This is a genomic window from Microcoleus sp. CAWBG58 (assembly GCF_020883045.1).
Lineage (GTDB): Bacteria > Cyanobacteriota > Cyanobacteriia > Cyanobacteriales > Microcoleaceae > Microcoleus.
On record NZ_JAHRFA010000032.1, the window covers coordinates 26,711 to 44,112 of the forward strand.

At 45.3% G+C, this 17,402-nt stretch carries 19 protein-coding genes; 9 read left to right on the plus strand and 10 right to left on the minus strand.

Annotated features, from left to right (window positions below; all coding sequences use genetic code 11):
• Positions 1 to 114: 114 nt before the first annotated feature.
• Both QZ918_RS16050 and QZ918_RS16055 read right to left on the minus strand, forming a co-directional pair.
• Positions 115 to 1,293: a M20 family metallopeptidase gene (locus QZ918_RS16050; RefSeq protein WP_293336666.1), complete on the minus strand. Its 1,179-nt coding sequence runs from the start codon at positions 1,291 to 1,293 to the stop codon at positions 115 to 117.
• Positions 1,294 to 1,523: 230 nt separating this feature from the next.
• Positions 1,524 to 1,721, minus strand: a complete 198-nt coding sequence (locus QZ918_RS16055; protein WP_293336668.1) for a helix-turn-helix domain-containing protein — start codon at positions 1,719 to 1,721, stop codon at positions 1,524 to 1,526.
• 103 nt (positions 1,722 to 1,824) lie between these two features.
• Here QZ918_RS16055 and QZ918_RS16060 point away from each other — a divergent pair, with 103 nt between their 5' ends.
• The gene (locus QZ918_RS16060; protein WP_293336670.1) at positions 1,825 to 2,985 is read left to right on the plus strand and encodes an RNA-guided endonuclease InsQ/TnpB family protein; all 1,161 of its coding nucleotides are present in this window, start codon (positions 1,825 to 1,827) and stop codon (positions 2,983 to 2,985) included.
• 69 nt (positions 2,986 to 3,054) lie between these two features.
• Here the strand turns inward: QZ918_RS16060 and QZ918_RS16065 are convergent, their stop codons facing one another.
• Both QZ918_RS16065 and QZ918_RS16070 read right to left on the minus strand, forming a co-directional pair.
• Entirely contained in the window at positions 3,055 to 3,222 is a 168-nt protein-coding gene (locus QZ918_RS16065; RefSeq protein ID WP_293336672.1) for a hypothetical protein, read from the minus strand.
• The gene (locus QZ918_RS16070) at positions 3,203 to 3,409 is read right to left on the minus strand and encodes a ribbon-helix-helix domain-containing protein (RefSeq protein ID WP_293336674.1); all 207 of its coding nucleotides are present in this window, start codon (positions 3,407 to 3,409) and stop codon (positions 3,203 to 3,205) included. The genes QZ918_RS16065 and QZ918_RS16070 overlap by 20 nt, the downstream gene beginning before the upstream one ends.
• 165 nt (positions 3,410 to 3,574) lie before the next feature.
• Between QZ918_RS16070 and QZ918_RS16075 the strand changes: the two genes are divergently transcribed.
• The 3 genes from QZ918_RS16075 to QZ918_RS16085 all read left to right on the plus strand — a co-directional run bounded on the left by QZ918_RS16075 (position 3,575) and on the right by QZ918_RS16085 (position 4,459).
• The gene (locus QZ918_RS16075; RefSeq protein WP_293336676.1) at positions 3,575 to 3,808 is read left to right on the plus strand and encodes a hypothetical protein; all 234 of its coding nucleotides are present in this window, start codon (positions 3,575 to 3,577) and stop codon (positions 3,806 to 3,808) included.
• Between the two features lie 133 nt (positions 3,809 to 3,941).
• Positions 3,942 to 4,292, plus strand: a complete 351-nt coding sequence (locus tag QZ918_RS16080) for a hypothetical protein (RefSeq protein ID WP_293336678.1) — start codon at positions 3,942 to 3,944, stop codon at positions 4,290 to 4,292.
• The gene (locus tag QZ918_RS16085) at positions 4,289 to 4,459 is read left to right on the plus strand and encodes a hypothetical protein (RefSeq protein ID WP_293336680.1); all 171 of its coding nucleotides are present in this window, start codon (positions 4,289 to 4,291) and stop codon (positions 4,457 to 4,459) included. Before QZ918_RS16080 ends, QZ918_RS16085 begins: the two co-directional genes overlap by 4 nt.
• A 115-nt stretch (positions 4,460 to 4,574) precedes the next feature.
• Here QZ918_RS16085 and QZ918_RS16090 read toward each other — a convergent pair whose 3' ends face one another.
• Positions 4,575 to 4,790: a hypothetical protein gene (locus QZ918_RS16090; protein ID WP_293336682.1), complete on the minus strand. Its 216-nt coding sequence runs from the start codon at positions 4,788 to 4,790 to the stop codon at positions 4,575 to 4,577.
• Between the two features lie 172 nt (positions 4,791 to 4,962).
• On the opposite strand from QZ918_RS16090, the gene QZ918_RS16095 reads away from it, so the two are divergent.
• Positions 4,963 to 9,294 carry a HEAT repeat domain-containing protein gene (locus tag QZ918_RS16095; RefSeq protein WP_293336684.1) on the plus strand — a complete coding sequence of 1,444 codons (4,332 nt, stop codon included), beginning with the start codon at positions 4,963 to 4,965 and terminating at the stop codon, positions 9,292 to 9,294.
• A 365-nt stretch (positions 9,295 to 9,659) separates the two neighbouring features.
• Entirely contained in the window at positions 9,660 to 9,896 is a 237-nt protein-coding gene (locus QZ918_RS16100) for a hypothetical protein (RefSeq protein WP_293336686.1), read from the plus strand.
• Here the strand turns inward: QZ918_RS16100 and QZ918_RS16105 are convergent.
• The 4 genes from QZ918_RS16105 to QZ918_RS16120 all read right to left on the minus strand — a co-directional run bounded on the left by QZ918_RS16105 (position 9,889) and on the right by QZ918_RS16120 (position 14,578).
• Entirely contained in the window at positions 9,889 to 10,419 is a 531-nt protein-coding gene (locus QZ918_RS16105; protein ID WP_293336688.1) for a hypothetical protein, read from the minus strand. The genes QZ918_RS16100 and QZ918_RS16105 overlap by 8 nt on opposite strands.
• Before the next feature lie 345 nt (positions 10,420 to 10,764).
• The gene (aspS, locus tag QZ918_RS16110; RefSeq protein ID WP_293336690.1) at positions 10,765 to 12,549 is read right to left on the minus strand and encodes an aspartate--tRNA ligase; all 1,785 of its coding nucleotides are present in this window, start codon (positions 12,547 to 12,549) and stop codon (positions 10,765 to 10,767) included.
• A gap of 73 nt (positions 12,550 to 12,622) precedes the next feature.
• The gene (locus tag QZ918_RS16115) at positions 12,623 to 12,796 is read right to left on the minus strand and encodes a hypothetical protein (protein WP_293336692.1); all 174 of its coding nucleotides are present in this window, start codon (positions 12,794 to 12,796) and stop codon (positions 12,623 to 12,625) included.
• A gap of 138 nt (positions 12,797 to 12,934) precedes the next feature.
• Positions 12,935 to 14,578 (minus strand): WD40 domain-containing protein, encoded by a 1,644-nt coding sequence (locus QZ918_RS16120; protein WP_293336694.1) that lies wholly within the window; start codon positions 14,576 to 14,578, stop codon positions 12,935 to 12,937.
• Between the two features lie 189 nt (positions 14,579 to 14,767).
• Between QZ918_RS16120 and QZ918_RS16125 the strand changes: the two genes are divergently transcribed.
• Both QZ918_RS16125 and QZ918_RS16130 read left to right on the plus strand, forming a co-directional pair.
• A complete protein-coding gene (locus QZ918_RS16125) occupies positions 14,768 to 15,040 on the plus strand; it encodes a DUF4160 domain-containing protein (RefSeq protein ID WP_293277043.1) in 273 nt (90 codons plus the stop codon).
• Positions 15,030 to 15,482 (plus strand): DUF2442 domain-containing protein, encoded by a 453-nt coding sequence (locus QZ918_RS16130; RefSeq protein ID WP_293277042.1) that lies wholly within the window; start codon positions 15,030 to 15,032, stop codon positions 15,480 to 15,482. The genes QZ918_RS16125 and QZ918_RS16130 overlap by 11 nt, the downstream gene beginning before the upstream one ends.
• 78 nt (positions 15,483 to 15,560) lie before the next feature.
• Here QZ918_RS16130 and QZ918_RS16135 read toward each other — a convergent pair whose 3' ends face one another.
• Positions 15,561 to 16,259, minus strand: a complete 699-nt coding sequence (locus tag QZ918_RS16135) for a pirin family protein (RefSeq protein ID WP_293336696.1) — start codon at positions 16,257 to 16,259, stop codon at positions 15,561 to 15,563.
• Positions 16,260 to 16,397: 138 nt separating this feature from the next.
• On the opposite strand from QZ918_RS16135, the gene QZ918_RS16140 reads away from it, so the two are divergent.
• The gene (locus QZ918_RS16140) at positions 16,398 to 16,730 is read left to right on the plus strand and encodes a winged helix-turn-helix transcriptional regulator (RefSeq protein WP_293252426.1); all 333 of its coding nucleotides are present in this window, start codon (positions 16,398 to 16,400) and stop codon (positions 16,728 to 16,730) included.
• Positions 16,731 to 17,402 lie beyond the last annotated feature (672 nt).

Sequence of the window (17,402 nt, forward strand, 5' to 3'; positions counted from 1 at the left end):
AGATGAGGTATAATTGAATCTTTACATAACCACTAAATTAAGAGGGCTGAAGCCCAACAACGTACCTCATCTTTCTGAGAAGCGCTATAACTAATGACTAATGACTAATGACTCTTATTTTTGTTTCCAATATTGACAAGCAGCATAGGCCAAGGTGACAGCGCCGGTGACAATAGAGGCTTCATCCACCTCAAATTGCGGGTGATGCAGGGGATAATTCGGTTTGTCAGCAAGCCCGACTCCCAAGCGAAACATTGTTCCCGGTGCGTGTTCTAAATACATCGAAAAATCCTCCGCGCCGAGGGATGGTTCTGGTAAAATTTGAACGCGCGATCGCCCTAAAGCTTCTAAAGCCGCAGTTTCGACTAATTGCGTCAGTTTGGGATCGTTTTGGACTCCCGGCACGCCGCGCTTGTAGGTGAGTTCGTACTTAGCGCCGTAAGTCGCGCAAACGCTAGAAACAATTTGTTCGATCCAAGCAGGCAGTTTTTGGTGCGTTTCAGGATGTAGCGATCGCACGGTGCCCAATAATTTTACGCGATCGGCAATCACATTCGGTGCTCGTCCGCCGCTAATTTGTCCGATCGTCAAAACCACAGGCCTCAAAGGATTTTGCGTGCGACTAATCGCCTGCTGCAAAGTAGTAATAATCTGCGAAGCTATCCAAATTGCATCGATCGCCTCGTGGGGACGCGCGCCGTGGCCGGATTCGCCGATGACAATCAATTCTAGGTCATCTGCCGCCGCCGTCAGTGCCCCGTGGCGGATACCAATACAACCGCCCGGAATCGTCGGAAAAACGTGCAATCCAAGGATGCCGTCAACATCTTGCATCGCCCCATCTGCAATCATCCAGCGAGCACCTTGGGCAATCTCTTCCGCCGGCTGAAACAAGAAACGGACGTTACCAGAAAATTTTTCTTTTAACTCAGACAATATCATCGCTGCGCCCAAACCAACCGTAGTGTGGATGTCGTGGCCGCAGGCGTGCATCACTCCCTCGTTGCGCGAGGCAAATTCTAGGTGAGTGCGCTCTTGAATTGGCAAAGCGTCCATATCGGTACGAATTGCCAGCCACCGGGACTCGCTGCTGTTAGCTTTGAGTTCGCCGAGGACTCCGGTTTTGCCGATTCCTTCCGTGGCGCGGACTCCGCTGGATGCGAGAACTCCGGCTACGTAGGCGGCGGTTTGATATTCTTGGCCGCTGAGTTCGGGGTGCGAGTGGATGTGGCGGCGAATTTCGATCAGGCGGGGTGCGAGGGTGGCGGCTATTTCTTGGATGCGGGCAAGCATGAATTTTGTTGGGGAGAGCTGTAGTTAACTAGGTTAACGCAGATGCTTGGCTGTGACACTGGGATTTGTTTTTATTAACCACAGAGGGCGCAGAGGGCGCAGAGTGTAGAGGGAAAAGAGAGTTAGGTGGAAATTGGGAATAATTGTGTCTTCATTATTCATCTCTCTCTCTTCTCTTCCTCTGTGTTCTCTGCGGTTTAAGAATTCTGAAATAACACTAAACAATAATGTCATTTTTCGCGATCGGGTTCGTCCTCCTCATAAACCATTAAATCCCCGGGCTGACAATTCAGTGCTTTGCACAAAGCGCTGAGAGTTGCTTCGTCGATTCTGGTGAGTCGGCGACGGGTTTTGATTTTAGACACGGAAGTGGGGTGCATCCCAATTAAAGCAGCCAATTCTTTATTGCTGATATTGCGATCGGCCATTACCAAAGAAATGGGTTTAAAGCCCCGTCCTATAAGGACGGCTTTTATTCCGGATCTTGTTAGCAACTGGTAGTATAATAGAGCAAGTGATAATCAGCCAAAAATGAAAGCAAGATTCCAATACAGATTCTACCCAACCAACCAACAACAACAGAGTTTAGCTCGGTTGTTTGGTTGCGTGCGTGTAGTTTGGAACGATGCTCTTGCTTTGTGCAAGCAACAAGAGAAAAAACCCAAATCCGCCGAACTTCAAAAAGTAGTAATCACTCAGGCAAAGCAAACTGAGGAAAGAGCGTGGTTGAGTGAAGTTTCGGCAATCTCGTTGCAGCAGTCTGTAGCAGATTTAGAAACAGCTTTTAAGAACTTTTTCGAGTCCTGTAAGGGAAAAAGAAAAGGGCGCAAAGTCGGCTATCCCAAGTTCAAAAAGCGTACAAACAGTCAATCTGCAAGGTTAACTCGCGGGGGGTTTTCAATCAAGGGAGATGGGGTTTACTTGGCTAAGATCGGCATTGTCAAGCCGATCTGGTCTAGACAACTGCCGTCAGAACCCAGCTCTGTCACGATCGTCAAAGACTGTGCCAACCGCTATTTTTTGAGCTTTGTTCTAGAAATTAATCCCGAAATTGTCGAAGCTAAAAACCACAGCATCGGCATCGATTTGGGCATTAAAACCTTTGCAGCAATGAGCGACGGAACAGCAGCCCAAAGCCCAAACTACAAACAATTAGACCGGAAAATCCGCAGACTGCAACGCAAGTTAGCAAGGCAACCCAAAGACTCAAAAAGCCGGAACAAAACTCGGATTCAGATTGCCAAACTGCACAACCAAATTGCCGATACCCGCAAGGATTTTCTACACAAACTTTCAACCAAAGTAGTTAGCGAAAACCAAGTAATTGTTTTGGAAGATTTGAACGTGTCTGGCATGGTCAAAAACCGCAAACTTTCAAGAGCTATTAGCCAGCAAGGATGGTACGAATTTAGGGTGCTGTGCGAGGCTAAATCTGAAAAGTTTGGTAGAGAGTTCAAAGTCATCAGCCGCTGGGAACCGACCAGCCAAATTTGTGCAGATTGCGGGTTTAAGTGGGGCAAGTTAGACCTTTCTATTCGGGAGTTAATTTGCCTCAACTGCGGCGGCAAAGCAGATAGGGATTTGAATGCCGCCAGAAATATAGTAAAAGTCGGGATAGGGCATTGCCACGACTCTAAATGTACGCAGAGACAGAGTAAGACAATTTCGGTTGCATCAGTCAGTGAAGCGTAAAGAATCTCCGCGCTTTTAAGCCGGGGAGTATGTCAAAACTGCCAATTTCCAACGGATCACTTCGGATGCTCAACTGGTACTCATAACTTTGCAAGCTGATGTTACCATTCTGCAACCTTGACACTCTTTTGGATTGCCGTCCCAAACAAAGTATACGGCAGGACACACAGGCAATTGAGAGCGATCGGCAAGTGGCAGTGAGGGTAGAGTTAGCGGTTTAATCGTCTTTGGATTCATTGAACTTACCTTCCTTCTGTGCTCTTTCGAGCCCTTCCTCCACCAAAAGTAGTGCCATTTGGGAAATCGAACGACGCTCAATACTCGCCAGTTTCTCTAACTTCTCCTTAACTTCAGGCGGGGGGTAAAAAGCAACTCTAGGAGATTTTGCTGGACTCACATTGTTTGGGGGTAGCGTGTTCACCATGTCATTTTAGCTGACTGCAAATTTTTTAGAGCTTTTTTGAGCCAAAGTAGCACACCGCAATCTAGCTTGTGCTATACTAATCTAACAACCAAAAACCAAGCCCCCACCGCTCAGACTCACGATCGTTCGGTGGGGGCTTGAACTCCCATATTCAGGAGAAACCATATGATATCACAGCCAAAATCTGTTCCCGAGCTGCTTCGGGAAGAAGTTCCCGACGTACCTCAAGGCAAACAACCGATTCGTTTGCTCATTTGCGGCGTTCCGAAAGCGGTAGAAAGCATCGTTAATCTGCTGCACGTTTTAGGTTTTGCACAAGTTGGGGAATGGAGCCCGCCTTTACCTTCGCCTCTAGCGGGTGAAGTGATGCGGATTTTAACTCGTTACTGGAAAGAATAGTCTTTAAGGTCGATCGCACTTTTTGCGTTAAGTGCGATCGGCTTTTTGTGTCTTGAAGGGCGATCGCTATTTGTCAAGCTGAAATAACTTCTTTTTTTTGAAAAAGACTACAATCAATAGTAAGTCGTATCATATGTCAATTCCCTCAGAAATAACCGTTCTAGTTGAGCGTATAAAGCAGGAGCTAACTCAAATTGAGCAGGAAGCAGGTGAGGGACTAAATATTTGTAGAGCTATCCTAGAGAGCTTTCCAAACAATTTTACCGTGATTCAGCTTTCGGGATTTTTAAACACCTGTATATTTTTCGCAAACACGTCGAAAATACAGATTCAGGAACGCATAGAATATCTATCAGCAGTTGAAGTCCTGACAAATGATAGAATAGAAGAGGTGGGGGAAGACTTGGCAATGGAGCTAGGCCGAGTGCTGGAAACTAAAATAAGAGTCAGTAGTGTTAAAGCCCGTTTGGAGAATTTACAATGACACAAAAAGAACTAGATGACACGGAATTGCTAGAAATTTTGGAATTAACCAGAGACACCGAACAGAAAGCTAGAGAAATGTGTCAAATGATATCGGCTAATACGGCTAAATACCAAAAATGGTCTGAAGCTAAAGCTAAACAAGCCGAAAAACAGAAGCAACTCTAATGCAATATTTCGGAAAAAAACCAGTTTCTGCCTCCACGACTATCATTTTAGATCTTAGTCTGCGGAGGCAGACTTCGTTTCTGTAGACGCGGTTTCAACCGCCGAATAATACAGGCTATTCCAATGACATCCGATAGCGCGTCCAAAAACAATAAAATACAACCAAAACCAACCATCCCGACACGTAGCAAAACCCAGGAAGCGCAACATCAATATTGGGTGAAGGCTGCGCGTTGACTTCAATCAACCGATCGATATGCGGTTGCACAAAGTTATCATGGATATCTTCCAATGCTTCGCGTTGCTTGATTCTATCTTCCTGGGTAGCCATAATTCACCTCGTTTTGTGCTTATGAGGTAAATTATTTTTTTGGGCTTTTCCCCACGCAAGCAAACCCCAAAAATTCTCAAACCCTTGTATAATCAACGTTATACGCTTGGGCAAACCGACTCGTTCGGGCAAAGTTGCCCAAGCGAGGATAAATTTTATTCAAAAGGTAGCGATGGCACGAAAATACGGGAAAAACGCCACCACAAAAAACAACGTCTTAACACTGGTTGAGGCGTTACTCGCCCTCGCGGATGGGGAAATTGCCGTGCCGGGAGATAAGCTGAAAGCTACCTTCAACGTGGAATGGGTAAAGGAAGATGAGTTGCTGGTATCCGGGAAAATTCAGCAAAAACGCAACAACAGAACCCAAACTGTTGACAAAGGGATAACTAAGGATGATTTATGGGCTTTGGTGGAATGTTTTGGAAAGGCGTTAGAACTTTCTCAACCCAAGGATGAAAAGAATGTCGATTACGCCCAGAGAAGAGGAGAGGCAATCCAGGATGTTTTCGACTGTCTGAAAGACTTAGGTATACTTGAACTCAAAGATAGTCCAAGAAATCAAGGTTTTTGGAAATTTCACCTGATACTGGATCATCAAACTAAGTCTAAAAAGAATTTAGAAGTAATTGAGGAAAAGTGGAAGGTTAAATTTGGGTCAGTCACATTCGAGGTATCCCATGAAACTCCTAAACCTAAAGAAGAAACCATAAACTGGCAAGAAATTTGCCGCCAAAACCTCGCATTACAAAAAGAACTCACCACCAACCTCTTCACCAACGCCAGCGGGATGACTCCGCAACTGGATGGCGTTTATGTTCCCTTAGCCATTGTCGAACGCCAAAAACCCAAACCTCAGCCCAGGAATCAGCAGGAAGAAAAGGAAAAGGAAACAGAAAAACTGATTCCCATTGCTGAAGAACGGTTTTTTGAGGATGTGTTGCGACAAGGGAAAAGCGACATCAGTCAAGGGCGAAAAATAGCGATTATTGGCGAACCGGGTGCGGGGAAAACCACGCGGTTGCAGAAGATTGCCGATTGGATTTTAGAGCAAGATTTGGGGTTGCCGGTTTGGATAGATTTAGCTGAATTAGGCGCGCAAAGTATCTGCGAGCATTTGGAAAAAGTGTGGTTGTATGGGTGTCCGGGAGGAGTGACGCGCGGTGATTTAGAACCACAAATGAGTCGGGTTTGGTTGTTGCTGGATGGTGTGGATGAAATGGCCGACACTCAAGGAATGCAGCAGTTGGGGAAAGATTTGTTAAGGACATGGGTGCAGGCGGCGCGGGTGGTGGTGACTTGTCGGGTGAATGTTTGGGAGGCGGATAAAAATGCTTTTTCGGGGTTTGATGTGTTTCGCAATTTGGAGTTTAATGCGGAACAAGTGACGGAGTATATTCGCCGTTGGTTTGCGGAGATGGGGGATGCTGCGACGGGGGAAAGTTTGGAGGCGGAATTAGCAGAGTTGGAGAATTCCCGTCTGAAAGAGTTGATTCAGAATCCGTTGCGGTTGTGGATGTTGTGTCAAATTTGGAGTTCGAGAGACGGAACTTTACCGGATACTCAGGCTAAATTATATGCCAGTTTTATTAAGTATTTCTATGGCTGGAAAGAGCAGATTATCAAAATCTATGCAAAGCTATGTGGCAAAAGTCATGGTGAGTGTCAGAGACTTTTACATGAAGGGTTAGGAGAATTAGCAAAAGCTGCAATTGATGGAAAATCGAGTCGTTTTCGCTTGTCCTATCGGTTAGTTAGTGAGTATTTGGGAGATCGAAGCGATGAAACGTCTTTATTATCATTGGCGTTATCTCTGGGATGGTTGAATCGGGTTGGCAGGGATTTTGATGAACCGGAAGAATCTGTTTATGGGTTTTATCATGCGACGTTTCAGGAGTATTTTGCGGCCTTGGCGGTGGACGATTGGGATTATTTTTTACCTCGGAATCATGTTGATTTTCCGGTGGTGGGGAAGGAATATCGGATTTTTGAAGCGCAGTGGAAGCAGGTGATTTTGCTGTGGTTGGGGCTGGAGGGTGTGAATAGGAAGCAGAAGGAGGAGTTTATTGAGGAGTTGTTAGAGTTTGAGGATGGGTGCGATGATTTTTATGGATATCGAGCATATTTTCTAGCTGCTGCGGGGATAGGTGAGTTTAAAGGTTGTTCGCGGGCTGATGAAATAGTAGCAACAATTATTAAGTGGGGTTTTGGTTATTTTAACAGTGAAAAACAAAAGTGGCAGACATTACTCGATCCACTTGCAGAGGGAGCAAGAGCAGCACTGTTACAGACTAACTATAGTATCGTGGTCAACCAACTCATTGATTTACTGAAAAATAATACTCAAGATAAGTTTTTCGGTCCGAGTGTCGCTGAAATTTTAGGTAAAATTGACCCAGGCAATCCAGAGGTAATCACTGCTTTAATCGGAAGTCTCTCAGCTACTAATGATGAGTTTTTCCGTCGGAGTGTCGCTGAAATTTTGGGTAAAATTGACCCAGGCAACCGAGAAGCGATCAGTGCTTTAATCAAAATTCTCTCAGCGACTAATGATGAGGATACCCGTTGGAGTGTGGCTGACAGTTTGGGTCAAATCGACTCAGGCAACCCAGATGCGATCGCTGCTTTAATCGAAATTCTATTAGCTACTACTAATGAGTTTACCCGTCAGAAGGTCGCTGAAAGTTTGGGTAAAATTGACCCAGGAAACTCAGAGGCGATAGCTGCTTTGATCGAAATTATGTTAGGGACTAATTATGAGTATACCCGTCAGATGGTTGCTAAAATTTTGGGTAAACTAACCACAGAAAACCCAGAGGTAATCGATGCTTTAATTGGAATTTTATCAGCTGCTAATGATTGGTATACCCGTAAAATTGTTGCTGAAATCTTGGGTAAAATTGCCACAAAAAACACAGAGGTAATCGATGCTTTAATCGGAATTGTCTCAACAACTAATGATAAGTATATCCGTTGGGAAGTCGCTGAAACTTTAGGTGAAAATGCGACAGGAAACCCGGAAGTTATCGCTGCTTTAATCGGAATTATTTCAACAACTAATGATAAGGATACCCGTCGGCAAGTCGCTGAAACTTTGAGTAAAATTGCGACAGGAAACCCACAAGCCATAGATGTTTTAATCGGAATTCTCTCAGCGACTAATGATGAAGATATCCGTCGGAGAGTCGTTGACGTTTTGGGTATAATTGCGACAGGAAACCCAGAGGCGATTGCTGCTTTGATCAGCATTAGGTCAGCGACGACTGATGAATATATTCGTTGGAATGTCGCTGACATTTTGGGTGAAATCACCACAGGAAACCCAGAGGCGATCGCTGCTTTAATCAGAATTATATCAATGACTAATGATGAGGATACCCGTCGGAAAGTCGCTAACATTTTGAGTAAAATTGCCACAGGCAACTCAGAGGCGATCGCTGCTTTAATCGAAATCTTTTCAACCAATAATGATTACGATACCCGTCTGAACGTGGCTTATAATTTGCGTAAAATTGCGACAGGAAACTCAGAGTTTCTCGCTGCTTTAATTGGAATTTTTTCAGAGACTAATGATAAATATATTTGTTGGAATATTCCTGAAATTTTGGGTGAAATTGCCACAGGAAACCCCGAGGCTATCGCTGCTTTAATCGAAATTTTTTCAGTTACTGATGATGCACATATCCGTTTGAGAGTACCTGAACTTTTGGGTGAAATTGCTGCTAGAGGGAACCCAGAGGCACTCGCTGCTTTAATCAGAATTATCTCAACGACTAATGATGAGTATAATACCCCTGGGACAGTCGCTGACATTTTGAATAAAATTGTGCAAAATGACCAGATGCCTTCAGTTGTCTCAGCTTTGCAACAATTCCAGGACGATTCAACCTATGAAACCAATTATGCCCTCTACGAAAACAGCTTTGAAATCATCTGGAACTGCGCCCAAAATCTGCCTTACCCAACTTTCTATCAAGCATGGCACCATCAACTCACCACACCCCATCCAGAAGTCCCAGAAACAACAGGAGTCGGTTCAACCCCCTTCACCCAAAGCCTCAATTTAGCAGACTTACCCAACATCCTTGATGCCAGACTTGCAGACACACAATTAATCGAATCCGTACAGCTAATTTGCATCGACACCAGCAAATTCATCGACTCCGATAACCCCGCCCTCGATATCTACGGACAATTCCTCGACAAAAACTTTCCCCAACATCCCAACCGCGAACCCGAAAAACTCGCCCAACTCAAATCCTACTGGAATCAACTCTGCCGCGACAGCGACAAACACCTCATCCTCATCTTTTACGAAGGCCCCACATCCCCCGCCGCCCAAGGTTTGAGCCCTACTTTCCTCAATGCGCTTACCCGCTTCGACGGTACAATCTGTCTCATCGCAGACACGCCTCACCCACCCCTGCAAACCTTCTCGCCCCATGACTCGGATTTGGTTCAAAGTGTTGTAAATTGGCTCGAAAGAGTTCATTTAGAGTCTTGAAGAAACCGGGTTTTTGGCAACTTCTACGAGGCGCAGCGAATAATTCTCGAAAAAACCCGGTTTCTGGCCCCGCGACAAGCAAAGAAACCGGGTTTTTCGCAGTTTTTACGAGGTGTGGCGAAGTATTCTCGCAAAAACCCGGTTTCTGGGCACCCGTAAATCTAAGAAACCGGGTTTTTCGCAGATTCTACGATGTGTGGCGAAGTGTTCTCGAAAAAACCCGGTTTCTGGGCACTCGCGAGAAGCAAAGAAACCGGGTTTTTCGCAGATTCTACGAGGTGTGGCGAAGTATTCTCGAAAAAACCCGGTTTCTGGCCACCCGCGATTTGAGATAAAATATTGACAAGCCCTCAACATAACGAACAATGACTCTAGCTAACTATCAACTTTCCCTAAACTTTGAACAAATTTTAGCCCTAGTCAAACAACTGCCTTATCCAGAAAAATTGCAGTTATGTCAAGAACTGGAAAAAGAAGTATTAAACAGTAAATCAACTGTTTTTACAGAAACCCTAGAAGATATAGGGATGGAAAATGCTATTAAAGAAGGTGAAAATACTGAAACAGTCAGTCGCGATCGAATCTTCCAAATTCTCAAATAACACTTGATTTACATTCCCAAAAGAATCCAGGCCCAACCGTCAAAACTTGTTCTGTTGGCATGAACAATTCCCAATAGGGAAGTCCAGAATCATCTTGCAAATCTGCCTGTAAAATTAGTTGATAATCGCCCTCAAAAACTAGAGTGAGACTAATATTATCAGCATCGATCGCAAAATCAATCAATTCTTTATTTTCCAATTGCTGCAAAACTTTTTTGACAGCATCTATTTCTACCTCATCTATTTCTCCATCTATATCTACTGGCAAGGAAGAAGTTAAAATGCGATCGCCTTGCTTGAAAACCCAAGGTGTTGCCCTCGTGCCAAATTGCCAACTACCTTTGGATAGATGTGCTAATTTTGGGTGAGTGTAGGCAGACATCTCACCGAAATCTAGCCGTAATTCATCCCCATAACTAAATATAACCTGATGACAAATTTCTCCGATCATCGGTTTGGTAATGACTGAAATAATTTGCTCGATATTTGGCTTCCGATCGGCAATAGATGTTTGAATAACCATTTAAATATCCCCGCTGCCTTGCCGTAACCTGGGTTATCTGGCCATTCGTAAACCAAAGAAACCGGGTTTTTCGCAGTTTCTACGATGTGTGACGAGTATTCTGGGAAAAACCCGGTTTCTGATTGCCCGCAAACCAAAGAAACCGGGTTTTTCGCAGTTTCTTTGGTTTGTGGCGAAGTATAGCTTTTCTCAAAAAGATCGGGTATAACTGACAGCTTACATAACCGCTTAAACTAAGAGGGCTGAAGCCCAACAACGTACCTCATCTTTCTGATAACGGCTATATTCTGGAAAAACCCGGTTTCTCGCCACCCATCCACTATTCATTGAAGGTGTTTTATCAGCCTATGATTTAGGTACATAGGTCGATCGCACTTGCAACTCCTTCAACTGCTTCTCATCCACGCTAGACGGCGCATTTGTCAGCAAACAACCCGCTTGCTGCGTCTTCGGAAATGCCATGACATCGCGAATCGACTCCTCGCCGGCTAACAGCATTACCAACCGATCCAAACCGTAGGCTATGCCGCCGTGGGGAGGTGTTCCGTACTCAAAGGCATCCAACAAAAAGCCGAATTTGTTGTAAGCTTCTTCTGTGGATAAGCCGATCGCCTCGAACACCTTTTCCTGAACTTCCCGCTGGTAAATCCGCAGGGAACCGCCGCCGACTTCTGTACCGTTTAATACCAAATCGTAGGCTTGAGCTCTGGCTGTTTTTAAATCGGCAATATCGTCGGGATGCGGCGCTGTAAACGGGTGGTGCAATGCTTCCAAACGCTTCTCGTCGGCGTTCCATTCAAACATCGGGAAATCCGTCACCCACAGCAGATTCATCTTGTCTTTGTCAATCAATCCCAAGTCGTTACCGACGAACAAACGCAATCTATCCAAAATCTTATTGACAGTTGGCGCCTCGGCTGCTGCGAATAATAACAAATATCCGGGTTGCGCGCCGGTGCGATCGAGCAATTCCTGTTTTTGCGCCTCAGTTAAATTATCCTTAATTGCGCCGATCGTATCAATTTCCCCATTTTCCCGCACGCGAATGAAAGCCAAGCCTTTTGCACCGGCTTCGGTGGCTTCTTTAAACACATCGCCTTTTTTAATTCGCTCGTTAGAAAAAGCCTCATTCCCGCCGGGAATCGGCAAAACTTTCACGATTCCGCCCGCAGCGATCGCACCGGAAAACACCTTAAATCCCGAGTCTTTCATCAAATCGGAAACATCGACTAATTCCAAACCGAAGCGAGTATCCGGTTTGTCGCTACCGTAGCGATCCATCGCTTCGGCGTAAGTCAAGCGCGGGAAAGGACAAGGTAATTCGACGCCTTTCACACTTTTGAAAATATTGCAGACTAAACCTTCATTTAATTTGATGACTTCTTCCACAGACATGAAACTCATTTCCATGTCCAATTGCGTGAATTCCGGTTGTCTGTCGGCGCGCAAATCTTCATCGCGGAAGCAGCGGGCAATTTGATAATATCTGTCAAAACCAGACACCATTAACAATTGTTTGAACAACTGTGGTGATTGCGGTAAAGCATACCACGTACCGGGATTGACGCGGCTGGGAACTAAATAATCTCTCGCACCTTCGGGAGTTGCACGAGTTAAAATTGGGGTTTCAATTTCCATGAAACCTTCCGCATCTTCCAGGTGGCGGCGCATGGCTTTGACAACTTGGTGGCGAAGTTGTAAATTGCGACTCATACGATCGCGCCGCAAGTCCAAATACCGATATTTCAGGCGCAAATCTTCCCGCACATTTTCATTTTCCGCCGTCGCCACCTGAAACGGTAACTGTTTGCGAACCGCATTCAACAATTCAATCTCATCAGCATAAATTTCTACTTCACCCGTAGGCAATTTAGGGTTGAGGGAATCTTCCGGGCGGCTGGTGACTCTACCGATAATTTTCACCACGTATTCGCCGCGCAAAGCCTCAGCGCCGTGATAGGAGTCGGGGGTGCGCTGCGGATCGCTGACAATTTGCACAATACCCGATCGATCGCGCACATCGAGAAAAATCACCCCGCCATGATCGCGGCGGCGATCCACCCAGCCGTAAAGGGTGACAGTCTCTCCGATGTGTTCGCTTCGCAGTTCGCCGCAGTAGTAACTTCTCATGGTTTGGGGTTATGGACTAAAAATAAAGCTTTTTAATTATGCAGTATGCCTGAACATTGTGCTGAATGCAAATTCAAGGGCGATCGCGATCGTGGTTTTGGTGTTGAGTGCAGTAGAGTGCAAGTGTCAGCCCAATTATAGCATTGATAAAAGCTCTTCTGTTGTATTGGGTGAACCCTGAAAGCTTTAAGCCGTAACGCTTAATCCCAGTCGCACCGAAACTGCGCGCGCGATCGGCTATTGACATTATCCCTGTTCAGTTGACTGTAATTTAGTTCGTTCGTAGTGCGGACTTCAGTCCGCCACCGGAAAGCGGACTGAAGTCCGCACTACGAACTGCTTGAATAGCCGATTCACTGCCCCTCTGCGGTTAATTAAAAAAATCTTAACTTCTTTTCCAAATCTTAATTTCCCCCAACCAACCCGCACTCACAATAGTCTTTGAATCGGCGCTAATTCCGACAGCAGTAACATAGCCAGAATGTCCGCTCAAATTACCTCTCAATTCGCCCGATCGCACATCCCACAGTTTTACGCTCTTATCCCAACTCCCAGTAACCAGTATACTCCCATCCCGACTGATTGCTAGCGACCAAACTCCATCGGTGTGTCCGCTCAAACGCCGAATTAATTGACCGTTTCCGACATTCCACAAACCAACGGTGCCGTTGCTGTTGCCGGCGGCCAAAGTTTTGCCATCGGGAGTAAACGCTAGGGACAAAACAGACAAATTTTTGCCGCTAATCGTGCGAATTGCTTGACCTGTAGTTAAATTCCACAACCTAATTGAACCATCTTTGCTGCCGCTAGCTAAAGTTTGGCGATCGGGACTAATTGCTACAGCATTCACTAATCCAGAATGCCCGGTTAAAGTCCGCAGCAATGCCCCTGTTTTCGCATTCCAAATCTTAATCGTTTTGTCCCAACTGCCGCTCGCAATAAATTGACCGTCGGGACTGATGGCAACACTCGAAACAGCACCGGAATGCCCGCTCAAAGTGCGGACAACCGCGCCTGTTTCCAAATTCCAAATTTTTACCGTTTTGTCATCGCTGCCGCTAGCTAACACGTTTCCATCCGCACTCGATGCCAGGGAATTTACGGCTTCCGCGTGTCCTTGCAGCGTAGTTTTTAATTGCCCGCTGGGGAAGTTCCAAACAGAGATTGTGCCGTTACTATTTCCTGTGGTAAAAGCAGTGGAAGCTAGGGCAAGGGAACTAACAACTTCTGAAGGGGCTTTGAGGGTATTTGTGGTGGCAAAGGCGATCGCACTTCCGGGCTTCTGAGGCGGATTATTGACAGGAGTTTTCGGATTGGCGGCTGTTGGCGATTGGGGAAGGACTGGTAGCGAAATAGTCGATCGCCATTTCATGATATTATTGATTTCTACTCCCGCCGCCACGATTTTATCCGAATTGTCTTCTAACTTGACAATGCCGTTAATTGCGACAACTTTTCCCCCATCATCAAGCACTGGGCCGCCGCTCATTCCCGCCCTAACTAAGTTGTTGTATACCAAAGTATAGCCATTTAATGGAGTTTGGCGGCCGGTAAATTGACCTTCCGTAGCGATGAAAATCGGTTGTCTCAGGGAACCGCCGGATATTGGCCAACCAGCCACATAGGCTCTTTTTCCGGGAGTTGCTGGGGAATTAGCTAATTGGGCGAGGGGATAGCTTTGAGGGCTGCTGATAGGGACGATCGCGACATCCGCACCGGGCATTCGCCGCACCAGGCCGTATGATACAGAGTGAGCTTTACCGTCGGGAGTTACAACCTCGTAATCGCCAGGTTTATCGACTACGTGCCAGTTGGTGAGTATATAGTACGTGCTACCTTGTTTTTCTAAAATTACTCCGGAACCGCCTTTTGTACCTTGGATGCGTACCGTGATTTGTTTGGCGACGGTTTTAACTGCGTCGGCGGTTAAGGCTAGGGCGATGGGAGGTGAGGTGAGTGGGATGAGGGCGATCGCGCTTAGGGCGATCGTAGCACTCAAAATAGCCGGAATTGTTCTGCTGTAGTTCATGATTGTGTCAATGTAACATAAACTTCTTCAGTCTTCTGAAGAGGACTTCAGCTTTGAGCAAGGGACTTAAGTCCCTTGCGGGCTGTAACGGCAGGTGCAAAATATCAATACTAGGGTGCACTTGACAAAACCAAACGCTTGGGTTATTGTAGTAATATAATAAAATTTTTTACAATTCACGATAAAACTATGGGCAAAGTTATAGAAGACATCAAAAATAATTTATTTGTTTACATATATACTAACGACCATATCCCCGCTCATGTCCACGTCTTTAAAGGTAGAAAAAATGACGCTAATCAGATGGAACTCAAGATTAATATTGGCAGTGAAGAGGCACCTCCTACTTTAGTTTATGCTCACGATCTAATAAAGAAGAAAGACATCCTAAATGCACTTAAACTTATAGCTATCAATCAAGAAATGCTCTTAAGCAAATGGAAAGAAATACATGGCATTTAAAAATTGGGATCTAGAATTAACGGAAGAAAATCTTGTAGAGCAAATAGCCAAAGCCAAAGAAGCATGGAAACAAGCCGAGGCGACAGAGCCCCGTGCCGAATCTGTAAAGTACGATCGGTCTGAAGATTTAATTACGATCAAACTGAAAAGCGGTGCTATTTTTGCTTTTCCTCCACAACTGGCACAAGGCTTAGAAAATGCTTCGCCAGAACAACTTGCTGATGTTTGGCTGCCGCCTTCCGGTAGCAGCGTACACTGGGAAACCTTAGATGTTGATTTTGGCATTCCCGAACTTATCGCAGGTATTTTTGGGACAAAATCTTGGATGGCTGAATTAGGTAGGAAGGGAGGAAAGACAACTTCAACCTCTAAATCAGCAGCAGCAAGGCAAAATGGCAAAAAAGGCGGGCGACCTAAAAAGAATATTTCCGTTAATTCTTGAAATCAATTTATTAGCTGTCAGATGTCAGCGACTAAAATCCCCGGCTTCTCAAAAAGTTCGGGGATTTCGCCTTAAATTTTATGCGAGATCGAACAGCAAAAACTCCGCATCTTGTGCCGCTTCAATAACCAACTCAGCCTCATCACTAACCGCCGCACCGTCACCCTTTTCTAAAGTCAAGCCGTTGAGCAAAACAGCACCGCGAGCAACTTGTATCCAAGCATGGCGATTTGGCTGCAAAACATGAGAAACCCGCGAGTTTTTATCCAAAACTGCTGCATACAAATCGACATCTTGATGCACTTTTACCGCACCATCTCTCGCATCTCGCGCCGCCACTAATCGCAGTTTCCCGCGCCTTTCTGTTAGGGGAAAATCCCGCTGTTCGTAACTCGGCTCTAAGCCATTGGTATCGGGCAACAGCCAGATTTGCAGCAAATGAACTCGGTCAGTTTGCGAGGGATTGAACTCGCTGTGTTGGATGCCCGTACCTGCACTCATTCGCTGCACTTCACCGGGTTTGATTACTGCGCCGGTACCTAAACTGTCTTTGTGTTCTAACGCTCCTTCCAGTACATAGGTAATGATTTCCATGTCGCTGTGCCCGTGAGTGCCGAAACCTTTGCCGGGGTTAACGACATCCTCGTTGATTACCCGCAACGAGCGAAAATTCATATAATTGCGATCGTAATAGTTGGCAAAGGAAAATGTGTGATAACTGTCGAGCCAACCATGATTAGCGTGTCCTCTTGCTTCACTTTTTCTGACTGCAATCATTTTCTCAATCCTCCTTCGATTTTAGATTTTAGATTTGGGAATAACTTCGGGTATTTCTCCGATGTTTCTACTTTAAACCAAGTCAAGCTATTATGGGAAGTACGCACTTCAAAGTGCGGTAGTTACCAAAAAGATACTATGCAAGCTAAAGAAGGAACTATTGAGCGCGCAAATTGCCCGGTAGAAAGAACTTTAGAGGTGATTGGCGGGCGCTGGAAAGTCTTAATCCTCCGGGAGCTCTTTCAAGGAGTGAAGCGTTTTAACGAGCTGCAACGAGCTGTCAACGGCATTACTCAAAAGATGCTGACGCAGCAGTTGCGGGAGATGGAGTCAGATGGGATTGTTCACCGAGAAATTTACCTGCAAGTTCCGCCGAAAGTTGAATATTCGCTCACGCCTTTGGGCGAAAGTCTCAAACCGATTATTGATACTATGCACGAATGGGGAATTAAGCATATTAACTACAGTTGAGTTTATTGAAGTGTAGCTAATTCCCAATTTGCGATTGTCGCAGATTATATCATAAAATAACCCTTATAAAGTTTGTAGTGAGGACTTCAGTCCTCTCTGATTTGAAGAGGACTGAAGTCCGAACGATCGAACGTGTTATAAAGTTTGTAGTGAGGACTTCAGTCCTCTCTGATTTGAAGAGGACTGAAGTCCTCACGATCGAACCTGTTATAAAGTTTGTAGTGAGGACTTCAGTCCTCTCTGATTTGAAAAGGACTAAAGTCCTCACTACGAACCGGTTATAAAGTTTGTAGTGAGGACTTCAGTCCTCTCTGATTTGAAAAGGACTAAAGTCCTCACTACGAACCGGTTATAAAGTTTGTAGTCAGGACTTCAGTCCTCTCTGATTTGAAAAGGACTAAATTCCTCACTACGAACCGGTTATAAAGTTTGTAGTCAGGACTTCAGTCCTCTCTGATTTGAAAAGGACTAAAGTCCTCACTACGAACCGGTTATAAAGTTTGTAGTGAGGACTTCAGTCCTCTCTGATTTGAAAAGGACTAAATTCCTCACTACGAACCGGTTATAAAGTTTGTAGTCAGGACTTCAGTCCTCTCTGATTTGAAAAGGACTAAATTCCTCACTACGAACCGGTTATAAAGTTTGTAGTCAGGACTTCAGTCCTCTCTGATT

Excerpts from the sequence above, each read along its gene's own strand:
- QZ918_RS16050 (WP_293336666.1), bottom strand. The coding sequence starts at position 1,293 with ATGCTTGCCCGCATCCAAGAAATAGCCGCCACCCTCGCACCCCGCCTG.
- QZ918_RS16055 (WP_293336668.1), bottom strand. The coding sequence starts at position 1,721 with ATGGCCGATCGCAATATCAGCAATAAAGAATTGGCTGCTTTAATTGGG.
- QZ918_RS16060 (WP_293336670.1), top strand. The coding sequence starts at position 1,825 with ATGAAAGCAAGATTCCAATACAGATTCTACCCAACCAACCAACAACAA.
- QZ918_RS16065 (WP_293336672.1), bottom strand. The coding sequence starts at position 3,222 with ATGAATCCAAAGACGATTAAACCGCTAACTCTACCCTCACTGCCACTT.
- QZ918_RS16070 (WP_293336674.1), bottom strand. The coding sequence starts at position 3,409 with ATGGTGAACACGCTACCCCCAAACAATGTGAGTCCAGCAAAATCTCCT.
- QZ918_RS16075 (WP_293336676.1), top strand. The coding sequence starts at position 3,575 with ATGATATCACAGCCAAAATCTGTTCCCGAGCTGCTTCGGGAAGAAGTT.
- QZ918_RS16080 (WP_293336678.1), top strand. The coding sequence starts at position 3,942 with ATGTCAATTCCCTCAGAAATAACCGTTCTAGTTGAGCGTATAAAGCAG.
- QZ918_RS16085 (WP_293336680.1), top strand. The coding sequence starts at position 4,289 with ATGACACAAAAAGAACTAGATGACACGGAATTGCTAGAAATTTTGGAA.
- QZ918_RS16090 (WP_293336682.1), bottom strand. The coding sequence starts at position 4,790 with ATGGCTACCCAGGAAGATAGAATCAAGCAACGCGAAGCATTGGAAGAT.
- QZ918_RS16095 (WP_293336684.1), top strand. The coding sequence starts at position 4,963 with ATGGCACGAAAATACGGGAAAAACGCCACCACAAAAAACAACGTCTTA.
- QZ918_RS16100 (WP_293336686.1), top strand. The coding sequence starts at position 9,660 with ATGACTCTAGCTAACTATCAACTTTCCCTAAACTTTGAACAAATTTTA.
- QZ918_RS16105 (WP_293336688.1), bottom strand. The coding sequence starts at position 10,419 with ATGGTTATTCAAACATCTATTGCCGATCGGAAGCCAAATATCGAGCAA.
- aspS (WP_293336690.1), bottom strand. The coding sequence starts at position 12,549 with ATGAGAAGTTACTACTGCGGCGAACTGCGAAGCGAACACATCGGAGAG.
- QZ918_RS16115 (WP_293336692.1), bottom strand. The coding sequence starts at position 12,796 with ATGTCAATAGCCGATCGCGCGCGCAGTTTCGGTGCGACTGGGATTAAG.
- QZ918_RS16120 (WP_293336694.1), bottom strand. The coding sequence starts at position 14,578 with ATGAACTACAGCAGAACAATTCCGGCTATTTTGAGTGCTACGATCGCC.
- QZ918_RS16125 (WP_293277043.1), top strand. The coding sequence starts at position 14,768 with ATGGGCAAAGTTATAGAAGACATCAAAAATAATTTATTTGTTTACATA.
- QZ918_RS16130 (WP_293277042.1), top strand. The coding sequence starts at position 15,030 with ATGGCATTTAAAAATTGGGATCTAGAATTAACGGAAGAAAATCTTGTA.
- QZ918_RS16135 (WP_293336696.1), bottom strand. The coding sequence starts at position 16,259 with ATGATTGCAGTCAGAAAAAGTGAAGCAAGAGGACACGCTAATCATGGT.
- QZ918_RS16140 (WP_293252426.1), top strand. The coding sequence starts at position 16,398 with ATGCAAGCTAAAGAAGGAACTATTGAGCGCGCAAATTGCCCGGTAGAA.